This is a genomic window from Nocardioides jiangxiensis, assembly GCF_030580915.1.
Taxonomy (GTDB): domain Bacteria; phylum Actinomycetota; class Actinomycetes; order Propionibacteriales; family Nocardioidaceae; genus Nocardioides; species Nocardioides jiangxiensis.
Map to the genome: position 1 here is coordinate 667,245 of NZ_JAUQTA010000002.1, position 9,286 is coordinate 676,530.

Genomic DNA, 9,286 nt, shown 5'->3' on the forward strand with positions numbered 1-9,286 from the left:
TCAGAGTGTGGCAGGACGTCGGCTCGCGGCGAGGAGGATCCCGGCGACGATGCCGCCCGTCGTGCCCAGCGCCTCATCGCCGAGCGTGTCGGTGTAGGCGGTGTCTAGCTCGGTGCCGTGGCGGATGAACGTCCACCACTCCCCGAGCTCCCAGCCGATCGCGAGCAGGGCGCCGAGCCCTGCCACGAGCAGGACGACCTGCCAGCGCTGCGCCACGTCGGCGAGCAGGAGCAGGCCGAGGCCGGCGCAGAGGGGGATCCAGTTCACGAAGTGGTTGAGGTCGTCCCACCACGCGACACGGTCGTAGAGGTCGAGCGTGTTGCCGGTGACGTCGACGAGGAACGGCACCATGACCAGGGCGAACGCGCCCCACGGCGCTGTGTCCCGGCGTCCGGTGCGGCGCTGGTGGAACCACCAGAGCGCGGGCGCGAGCAGCATCATCACCGGGTAGGCGAGCAGCCGGGCGCCGAAGGCCTTCCCGTCGAACCGGTCGATGCCGGGCACGAACGTCGCGACCGCGAGCTGCCCGACGGTCGCCAGGAGGACGACCGCTGCGGCGAGGAGGGCTGCGCGGTGCGGGTCTGGGCGGTCAGGGCGCGGGCGGTCAGGGCGCGGGTAGTGCGGGCCCGGGTGGTCGGAGCTCCGGCGGGTGGGAGATGACGCCATGCCGACATTGTCGCCACGCCACGGGGCACCTGTCGGGAATGCCGCAGCCTGGTATATGGTTGACACGTCATCTACCAAGGAGTGATGGACATGCAGATCGGCATCTTCACCGTCGGAGACGTGACGCCGGACCCGACGGACGGCACGGTTCCCACCGAGTACCAGAAGATCAAGAACACGATCACGCTCGCCAGGAAGGCGGAGGAGATCGGGCTCGATGTCTTCGCGACGGCGGAGCACCACAACCCGCCGTTCGCCTCGCCGGCCAACCCGCCGATCCTGCTCAGCGCCATCGCCGCGCAGACCGAGAAGCTGATCGTCTCGACCGCGACCACGCTGATCACGACCAACGACCCGGTCCGCCTCGCCGAGGACTACGCGTACCTGCAGCACGTCTCCGACGGCCGCATGGACCTGATGCTCGGCCGCGGCAACACCGGCCCGGTCTACCCGTGGTTCGGCAAGGACATCCGCGACGGCATCCCGCTCGCGATCGAGAACTACGACCTGCTGCACCGGCTCTGGCGCGAGGACGTCGTGACCTGGGAGGGCAAGTTCCGCACCCCGCTGCAGGGCTTCACCTCGACGCCGCGCCCGCTCGACGGCGTACCTCCCTTCGTGTGGCACGGCTCGATCCGCAGCCCCGAGATCGCCGAGCAGGCGGCGTACTACGGCAACGGGTTCTTCGCGAACCACATCTTCTGGCCCGCGTCGCACACCGAGCAGATGGTGCGCCTCTACCGCCAGCGCTTCGAGCACTACGGTCACGGCGCCGCCGACCAGGCGATCGTCGGCCTCGGCGGCCAGATCTTCATGGACAAGAACAGCCAGGACGCGGTCCGCCGGTTCCGGCCGTACTTCGACAGCGCTCCGGTCTACGGACACGGCCCGTCGCTGGAGGACTTCATGGAGCAGACCCCGCTGACAGTCGGGTCGCCGCAGCAGATCCTCGAGCGCACGCTCGGCTTCCGTGACTACGTCGGCGACTACCAGCGCCAGCTCTTCCTGCTGGACCACGCGGGCATGCCGCTGAAGATGGTGCTCGAGCAGATGGACCTGCTCGGCGAGATCCTCCCCGAGCTCCGCAAGGGGTACGCCGAGGGCCGGCCCGCGCACATCCCGGACGCGCCGACGCACGGTGCCCGCGTGGCAGCAGCCGGCGGGGCCCACGACGCGACGGTCTACGCCGCGGCCGACGCTGCGACGGGTCACCGGGCGGAGGACGCCTGATGACGCGCCACATCGCCGTCGTCTCGGCCGGGCTGTCGAGCCCGAGCTCGACGCGCATCCTGGCCGACCAGCTCGCGAGCGCCGTGGAGGCGCGGCTCTTCGAGCGTGGCGAGGACGTCCGGATCCACGTGGTCGAGCTGCGTGAGCACGCGCGGGCCCTGGCCGACAACCTGCTGACCGGCTTCCCCTCGGGCGGCCTGGCCCAGGCGTTGCAGACGGTCGCGGACGCCGACGCGGTGATCGCGGTGACGCCGGTCTTCTCCGCGTCGTACTCGGGGCTCTTCAAGACGTTCTTCGACGTGCTGGAGCCCGGGGTGCTCGAGGGCAAGCCCGTGCTCATGGGAGCCACGGCGGGCACGGCGCGCCATTCGCTGGTGCTCGAGCACGCGATGCGGCCGCTCTTCTCCTACCTGAAGGCGACGCCGGTGCCGACCGCGGTCTTCGCTGCGTCGGAGGACTTCGGCTCGAACGACAGCTCCGACCGGGGCGGCCGCCTCGGGCAGCGCGTGGACCGCGCGGCGGCGGAGCTGGTCGCGCTGCTCGACGGGCCTTCGGCGAAGGCGGACGTGCCGCCGGCGCGGAAGCTGCAGGGCAGCACCGAGTTCGACCCGGACGCGGCGGGGTTCCTCAGCTTCGACAAGCTGCGCGGCTGACCCGCCCTCCGCGGGCGGGCACCTGCCGCCTTGTCCCTGGACTCAGTGCTGGTAGGTGCCGACGATGATCGCGCGTGCCAGCGTCTTGAACGCCAGGTTGAAGCCGACCACGGCGGGGGAGACCGAGCTGTCGACACCCAGCTTCTCCTCGCTGACGGCGTGCACGACGAAGTAGTAGCGGTGCACCTGGTCGCCCTGGGGCGGCGCGGCGCCGCCGAAGTCCCGCGTGCCGAAGTCGTTGCGCACGTGGAAGGCACCGGCGGGGAGTCCCGCGTCGCCGAGAGCACCGGCACCGGTCTCGAGCGAGGTCACGGAGGCCGGGATGTCGCAGACCACCCAGTGCCAGAAGCCGGAGACGATCGGGGCGTCCGGGTCGAAGCAGGTCACGACGTACGACTTCGTGCCCTCGGGGGCGCCGCTCCAGCTCAGCTGGGGCGAGGTGTTGCCGAGCGCGTGGACGTGCGCGTCCGCCAGGGGAGCGCCGTCGGTCACGTCGCTGCTGGTCACCGAGAACGCCGGGACCGGCGGGAGCAGGTTGTAGGGATCCGGGGTCACGGGGCGGTCGAGGCTCATGTGGGCACGGTAACCACGTGCTCCCAGCGAGCGGAACGGCTGCAACGCAGTGTTTACGCGCCCGCCCTCTGGGCACCGGTGCGCGCACCGCGGGGCGCATGGGGAGAATGGGGGCGTGAGTGAAGTCCTCAGCAGCACCGTTGCCAGCATCCAGCCGATCGACGCGGAGGCTGTGGCCGCCGCCGAGGCCGCCCAGGCCGGGCTGGCCAAGCCCGCGGGCGCGCTCGGGGTCCTGGAGACGCTCTCCCTCCAGCTGTCCGGCATCGCCGGAACCTGCCCGCCCCCGGTCCCGGTCAAGCCCGCCGTCGGCGTCTTCGCCGGCGACCACGGCGTGCTGGCACAGGGCGTGACGCCGTGGCCCTCCGACATCACCTTCGTGATGTGCAACGTCTTCCAGGCCGGTGGCGCGGGCATCAACGTGCTCGCGCGCGCTGCTGGTGCCTCCGTCACCGTCGTCGACATGGGTGTCGCGGGTCCGTTCACCGAGGGCACCGGCGCAGGCGCGACCCTCGTCTCGAAGAAGGTCCGTCCCGGGACCTCCGACCTGGCCAAGGGCGCCGCGATGAGCCGCGACGAGGCGGTCCAGGCCCTCGAGGCGGGCATCGCCGTGGCGCAGCAGCTCATCGACGACGGTGCCGACCTGCTCATCACCGGTGACATGGGCATCGGCAACACGACCCCGTCGGCCGCCCTGATCGCGGCGCTGACGGGCACTCCCGCCGACGTCGTGACCGGTCGGGGCACCGGCATCGACGACGACACGCTGGCACTCAAGACCTCCGTCGTCGCCGGCGCGGTCGAGCGGATCGCCCCCGACGCCGACGGCGTCGACGTCCTCGCCGAGGTCGGCGGCTTCGAGCACGCGGGCATCGCGGGCTTCGTCCTCGGTGCCGCCGCACGCCGTGTCCCCGTCATCCTCGACGGCGTCATCGCCGGCTCGGCTGCCCTGGTCGCGCAGAAGATCGCTCCCGAGGTGGTCGGCTACTGCATCGCCGGTCACCGCTCGTTCGAGCCCGGCCACCGCATCGCCCTGGAGGCGCTCGGCCTCCGCCCGCTGCTCGAGCTTGACCTCCGCCTCGGCGAGGGCACCGGCGCGGCGCTCGCCGCCCCGATCGTGCAGGCCTCGGCCCGCGTCCTCACCGAGATGGCGACCCTCGAGTCCGTCATGGCGGGTGGCGAGTGATGGCGGACGCCGACCTGCCGACGTACCCGGTCGGGCTGCGGCTCGCGGGCCGCAAGGTCCTCGTCGTGGGCGGCGGACACGTCGCCCAGCGCCGGATCCCGACGCTGATCGCCGCCGGCGCCGACGTCCACGTCGTCGCCCGCGCCGCGACGATGGCGATCGAGGGCATGTCCGACGAGATCACCCTCGCCATCCGCGACTTCGAGCCCGCCGACCTCGACGGCGCCTGGTACGCCATCGCGGCCACCGACAACGCCGAGACCAACGCTGCGGTGGCTGCCGCGGCCGAGGAGCGGCGGATCTTCTGTGTCCGCTCCGACGACGCCTCCGAGGCCACTGCGTGGACCCCGGCGGTCGGCCGCCACGAGGGGCTGACCATCGCGGTCCTCGCCAACCGCGAGCCGCGCCGTTCTGCTGCGGTGCGCGACCAGATCATGGAGGCGCTGCGCTCCGGCACCGCGCTGCGTACGCCGACCACGGCGGCGAGGAAGCCCGGCGTCGTGCTCGTGGGCGGTGGTCCCGGCGACCCGGACCTGGTTACCATCGCCGCCCGCAACGCGATCGCGTCGGCGGACGTCGTCGTCGCCGACCGCCTCGCGCCGCGCGAGCTGCTCGCCGACCTCGCGCCGGATGTCGAGCTGATCGACGTCGCCAAGCTGCCGCGCGGTCGCTACGCGAGCCAGGAGTTCATCAACGAGGTCATCGTCGACCGGGCGCTGGCCGGCAAGCGCGTCGTGCGCTTCAAGGGCGGGGACAACTTCGTCTTCGGCCGCGGCTACGAGGAGATCATCGCCTGCAACGCCGCCGGCGTGCCGGTGGAGATCATCCCGGGGCTCTCGTCGTCGATCTCCGTGCCGGCGCGGGCGGGCATCCCGGTGACGCACCGCGGGGTCACCCACGAGTTCACCGTCATCTCGGGCCACATCCCGCCGGGCCACCCCGACTCCCTGGTCAACTGGACGGCAGCTGCGCAGATGCAGGGCACGCTCGTCCTGCTGATGGCCGTGGAGAACGCACCGAAGATCGCCGCTGCCCTCGTCGAGGGCGGTCGCCCGGCCGAGACCCCGGTCGCGGTGATCATGGACGGCACCATGCCCGACGAGCGCACGGTCCTCTCGACGCTCGGCACGCTCGCCGCGGACCTTGTCGCCGAGGGTGTCACCCCGCCGGCGATCATCGTCATCGGCGACGTCGTCGCGGTCGCCAACCCGGAGCGCTACGGCAGCTGATGGCCCGCCTGGTCGACGTCACGGACGTCAGCGACCCGCGGCTCGCGGACTTCCGCGACCTGCGTGACGTCGACCTGCGCCAGGCCGTCGAGGCCGAGCACGGCCTCTTCCTCGCCGAGGGCGCCAAGGTCGTACGCCGCGCGGCCGAGGCCGGCTTCACCCCGCGCGCCTTCCTGCTCCAGCCCAAGTGGGTCGACGGGCTGCGCGACGTGCTCGACGCGACCGACGCCCCGGCGTACGTGCTGGGGGAGCGGGAGATCGCGGAGGTCGCCGGGTTCCACCTGCACCGTGGCGCCCTCGGCAGCTTCGAGCGCCGGCCGCTGCCGCCGCTCGCCGATCTCCTCGCGAAGCCCGGCCGGCTGCGCATCGCGGTCCTCGAGGACCTCGTCGACCACGGGAACGTGGGGCTGATCTTCCGGAACGCGGCGGCGCTCGGCATCGACGCGGTCGTGCTGACCGAGCGCACGGCGGATCCGCTCTACCGCCGCGCCAGCAAGACCAGCATGGGCAACGTCTACTCGGTGCCGTGGACGCGGGCACGGGGGATCGAGGACATCCTGCGTGCGTTGCGGGAGGCCGACGTCGTGCCGGTCGCCCTCACGCTCGCCGACGACGCGATCACCCTCGACGAGCTCGCCGCCATGAAGCACGAGCGGCTCGCCTTCGTCTTCGGCACCGAGGGAGCCGGCGTGCACCGCAAGACCGAGCAGCAGGTCGACCACCGGGTGCTGATCCCGATGGAGCCGGGCGTGGACTCGCTCAACGTGGCCGCGGCGACGGCCGTGACCTTCTACGCGACCCGCTGAGATCTCCTCCCACGGGAGGACGTCGCGCGGACGTGCCGCTCGCTAGGCTCCGCGGCATGACGAAGAAGGTCGCACTGGTCACCGGCGGTTCGAGTGGCATCGGCGAGTCCGCCGTGGCCGAGCTCCTCGGCAAGGGCTTCACCGTGTACGCCGCCGCGCGCCGCACCGAGCGGATGGCGGGCCTGGCCGACAAGGGCGCCCACGTCGTCGCGCTCGACGTCACCGACGACGCCTCGATGCAGGCCTGCGTCCAGCGGATCCTCGACGAGCAGGGCCGCATCGACGTGCTGGTCAACAACGCCGGCTACGGCTCCTACGGCGCGGTCGAGGACGTGCCGATCGACGAGGCGCGCCGCCAGTTCGAGGTCAACGTCTTCGGCCTGGCCCGGCTCAGCCAGCTCGTCCTCCCCACGATGCGCGCGCAGCGGAGCGGCCGGATCATCAACATCTCCAGCATCGGCGCGCGCCTCTACGAGCCGTTCGGCGCCTGGTACCACGCGACGAAGTTCGCGGTGGAGGGCCTGAGCTTCTCCATGCGGCTCGAGGTCGCGCCGTTCGGCGTCTCGGTCTCGTGCGTCGCGCCGGCGGGCGTCGTCACGGAGTGGAACACCATCTCCCGCGACTCGCTCCTGGAGACCTCCGGCTCGACCGCCTACGGCCCGTGGGCGAAGCGTGCGTTCAAGGTGCTCGAGACCGCCGACGGTCCGGCTCTGTCCTGCACGCCCGACGTGGTGGGCCGCAAGATCGCCAAGGTAGCGACGGCGAAGCGGCCGAAGGCGGTCTACCCGGTCGGCAAGGGCGCTCACGTGATCCGCGGCTCGTTCGACGTGGTGCCCAAGGGCGTCACGGACCTGATGCTCGGCCAGGTCTACGGCACCGGCCGGAAGGCCTGAGCGGACAGCTGGCCGGTCAGGCCAGGTTGGCGGGCCACGTGAGGGGGAACTCCTCGATCGCCTGCTCCATCTGCTTGCGCAGCTTCTTCTGCGCGCCGAAGGCGAGACGGTCGCCGAAGACCATGCCCTCGAGGTGGTCGGTCTCGTGCTGCAGGCAGCGGGCGAGGAGGCCGTCGCCCTCGAAGTGCACCGGCTCGCCGTCGAGGCCGAACCCGTCGACGGCCGCGTAGCCCGGACGGCTGCACGGCACGAAGGCGCCCGGGTAGGACAGGCAGCCCTCGTCTCCCTTGTCGAGCTTGCGGCTCTTCCCCTCCGGCAGGGTGACGACCGGGTTGCAGACGACGCCGACGGTGTGCTGGCCCGAGGCGTCGGGGCAGTCGAAGACGAAGACGGCGAGGTCCTCGCCGATCTGGTTGGCGGCCAGGCCCACGCCCTCGGCGGCGTACATCGTGGCGACCATGTCGGCCGCGAGCGCCCGCAGGCTCTCGTCGTACGCCGTCACCCGCCGCAGCGCGCGGTGCATGACGGGCTCGCCCCAGCGGGTGATCGGACGGACCGTGCCGCCGGTGGGCAGCGGGCCGTGGGGCGCGAGGGGTGCAGGGGAGTCGCTCGTCATGGACGAAATCCTAGTGTGCTGCGCGTCTCTGTAGCGCAATGTGTAACTCGCAGTTACAGTTGCCGCATGTCCCAGAACCCTGTCACCCGGGCCGGCGGCAAGTTCGGCCTGTCCAGCAAGGAGAAGCGAGACCCCATGGGCATCGCGATCCTCGCCCTGAACAAGCTCGGCCAGAGCCCCCTCCTCGACAAGCTCAAGATGCGCAAGCAGGCGGAGGAGATCGTCTTCCAGAGCACGCGCGGTGGCTTCAAGGTCGCGGCCGCTGCCAGCCGCACCTTCGCCCCCAAGGGCAAGAAGGGCGCGCCCGGCACGGCGACCCCGAAGGCGAAGTCGACCGGTCTGTTCGACCTGACCCCGACCGAGGACGAGCAGATGCTCGTCGACGTCGTGTCGGAGTTCGCCGCCGAGGCCGTCCGCCCCGCCGCTGCCGACGCCAACGAGGCGGCCGAGACGCCCGCCGACGTGCTCGCCGCGACCCTGGAGATCGGCCTCCCGATCCTCGGCGTCTCCGCAGAGCTCGGCGGAATCGCCGAGGAGCGGTCGGCGGTCGCCGGCACGCTCGTCCACGAAGCCCTGTCCAAGGGCGACATGGGCATCGCCGTCGCCGCCCTCGCACCCGGTGCGGTCGCCACCGCCATCTCGCTGTGGGGCACCGACCAGCAGCAGCAGACCTACCTCCCGGCGTTCACCGAGGGAGCGGACGTCCCGGCGGCCGCCCTCGCGCTCAACGAGCAGGCCGTCCTCTTCGACGTCTTCAAGCCGTCGACCACCGCCGTCCGCCAGGGCGACAAGCTGGTCCTCAACGGTGTGAAGTCCTTCGTGCCGCGCGGCAAGGACGCCGAGCTCTTCATCATCGGCGCGCAGCTCGACGGCAAGAACGTCCTCGTCCTGGTCGAGGCCGGCACCGACGGCCTCCGCATCGAGGCCGACCCGGCGATGGGCCTCAAGGCCGCCAGCCTCACCAAGGTCCACCTCAAGGACGTCACCGTCGACGCCGGCGCCATCCTCGGCGCGACCGACGGCTCGACGTACACCGAGGCCGTGCGCTACTCGCGCCTGGCCTGGTGTGCGCTCGCCCTCGGCACCGGCCAGGCCGTGCTCGACTACGTCGTGCCCTACGTCAAGACGCGCGAGGCGTTCGGTGAGCCGATCGCCCACCGTCAGGCCGTCGCGTTCATGGTCGCCAACATCGCGATCGAGCTCCAGGCCATGCGCCTGGTCACCTACAAGGCCGCGTCCCGCGTCGCCCGCGGCGTCGACGCGACCCGCGAGATCGCCCTCGCCCGCAAGATCTGCGCCGACAAGGGCATGCAGATCGGTCTCGACGGCGTGCAGCTGCTCGGTGGCCACGGCTTCACCAAGGAGCACCCGGTCGAGCGGTGGTACCGCGACCTGCGTGCCATCGGCATCCTGGAAGGAGGCGTCCTCGTCTGAGCC

At 71.7% G+C, this 9,286-nt stretch carries 10 protein-coding genes; 7 read left to right on the plus strand and 3 right to left on the minus strand.

The genetic code is table 11. The features are described 5' to 3' along the window. Nucleotides 1-666 carry a DUF2238 domain-containing protein gene (locus Q5722_RS14685; protein ID WP_305029011.1) on the minus strand — a complete coding sequence of 222 codons (666 nt, stop codon included), beginning with the start codon at nt 664-666 and terminating at the stop codon, nt 1-3. Between the two features lie 90 nt (nt 667-756). Between Q5722_RS14685 and Q5722_RS14690 the strand changes: the two genes are divergently transcribed. After that, the gene (locus tag Q5722_RS14690; protein WP_305029083.1) at nt 757-1,896 is read left to right on the plus strand and encodes an LLM class flavin-dependent oxidoreductase; all 1,140 of its coding nucleotides are present in this window, start codon (nt 757-759) and stop codon (nt 1,894-1,896) included. After that, the gene (locus Q5722_RS14695) at nt 1,896-2,549 is read left to right on the plus strand and encodes an FMN reductase (protein WP_305029012.1); all 654 of its coding nucleotides are present in this window, start codon (nt 1,896-1,898) and stop codon (nt 2,547-2,549) included. The genes Q5722_RS14690 and Q5722_RS14695 overlap by 1 nt, the downstream gene beginning before the upstream one ends. Before the next feature lie 42 nt (nt 2,550-2,591). Here Q5722_RS14695 and Q5722_RS14700 read toward each other — a convergent pair whose 3' ends face one another. Then, complete coding sequence (locus tag Q5722_RS14700) at nt 2,592-3,122, minus strand: YbhB/YbcL family Raf kinase inhibitor-like protein (protein ID WP_305029013.1); 531 nt, start codon at nt 3,120-3,122, stop codon at nt 2,592-2,594. 115 nt (nt 3,123-3,237) lie between these two features. Here Q5722_RS14700 and cobT point away from each other — a divergent pair, with 115 nt between their 5' ends. Genes cobT through Q5722_RS14720 form a run of 4 tightly spaced genes read left to right on the plus strand, consistent with a single transcriptional unit; the run spans nt 3,238 to nt 7,233 of the window. Next, nucleotides 3,238-4,305: a nicotinate-nucleotide--dimethylbenzimidazole phosphoribosyltransferase gene (gene cobT, locus Q5722_RS14705; protein ID WP_305029014.1), complete on the plus strand. Its 1,068-nt coding sequence runs from the start codon at nt 3,238-3,240 to the stop codon at nt 4,303-4,305. Next, on the plus strand, nt 4,305-5,534 hold the full coding sequence (gene cobA, locus Q5722_RS14710) for a uroporphyrinogen-III C-methyltransferase (protein ID WP_305029015.1): 1,230 nt from the start codon (nt 4,305-4,307) through the stop codon (nt 5,532-5,534). Before cobT ends, cobA begins: the two co-directional genes overlap by 1 nt. Continuing rightward, nucleotides 5,534-6,340 (plus strand): TrmH family RNA methyltransferase, encoded by an 807-nt coding sequence (locus tag Q5722_RS14715; protein WP_305029016.1) that lies wholly within the window; start codon nt 5,534-5,536, stop codon nt 6,338-6,340. The genes cobA and Q5722_RS14715 overlap by 1 nt, the downstream gene beginning before the upstream one ends. 56 nt (nt 6,341-6,396) lie before the next feature. Next, nucleotides 6,397-7,233: an oxidoreductase gene (locus Q5722_RS14720; RefSeq protein ID WP_305029017.1), complete on the plus strand. Its 837-nt coding sequence runs from the start codon at nt 6,397-6,399 to the stop codon at nt 7,231-7,233. A 16-nt stretch (nt 7,234-7,249) separates the two neighbouring features. Here Q5722_RS14720 and def read toward each other — a convergent pair whose 3' ends face one another. Next, entirely contained in the window at nt 7,250-7,849 is a 600-nt protein-coding gene (gene def, locus Q5722_RS14725) for a peptide deformylase (RefSeq protein ID WP_305029018.1), read from the minus strand. A 66-nt stretch (nt 7,850-7,915) separates the two neighbouring features. Between def and Q5722_RS14730 the strand changes: the two genes are divergently transcribed. Further along, nucleotides 7,916-9,283 carry an acyl-CoA dehydrogenase family protein gene (locus Q5722_RS14730; RefSeq protein WP_305029019.1) on the plus strand — a complete coding sequence of 456 codons (1,368 nt, stop codon included), beginning with the start codon at nt 7,916-7,918 and terminating at the stop codon, nt 9,281-9,283. The last annotated feature ends 3 nt before the right edge of the window (nt 9,284-9,286 follow it).

Excerpts from the sequence above, each read along its gene's own strand:
- cobA (WP_305029015.1), top strand. The coding sequence starts at position 4,305 with ATGGCGGACGCCGACCTGCCGACGTACCCGGTCGGGCTGCGGCTCGCG.
- Q5722_RS14695 (WP_305029012.1), top strand. The coding sequence starts at position 1,896 with ATGACGCGCCACATCGCCGTCGTCTCGGCCGGGCTGTCGAGCCCGAGC.
- Q5722_RS14730 (WP_305029019.1), top strand. The coding sequence starts at position 7,916 with ATGTCCCAGAACCCTGTCACCCGGGCCGGCGGCAAGTTCGGCCTGTCC.
- Q5722_RS14700 (WP_305029013.1), bottom strand. The coding sequence starts at position 3,122 with ATGAGCCTCGACCGCCCCGTGACCCCGGATCCCTACAACCTGCTCCCG.
- Q5722_RS14690 (WP_305029083.1), top strand. The coding sequence starts at position 757 with ATGCAGATCGGCATCTTCACCGTCGGAGACGTGACGCCGGACCCGACG.
- def (WP_305029018.1), bottom strand. The coding sequence starts at position 7,849 with ATGACGAGCGACTCCCCTGCACCCCTCGCGCCCCACGGCCCGCTGCCC.
- Q5722_RS14685 (WP_305029011.1), bottom strand. The coding sequence starts at position 666 with ATGGCGTCATCTCCCACCCGCCGGAGCTCCGACCACCCGGGCCCGCAC.
- Q5722_RS14715 (WP_305029016.1), top strand. The coding sequence starts at position 5,534 with ATGGCCCGCCTGGTCGACGTCACGGACGTCAGCGACCCGCGGCTCGCG.
- Q5722_RS14720 (WP_305029017.1), top strand. The coding sequence starts at position 6,397 with ATGACGAAGAAGGTCGCACTGGTCACCGGCGGTTCGAGTGGCATCGGC.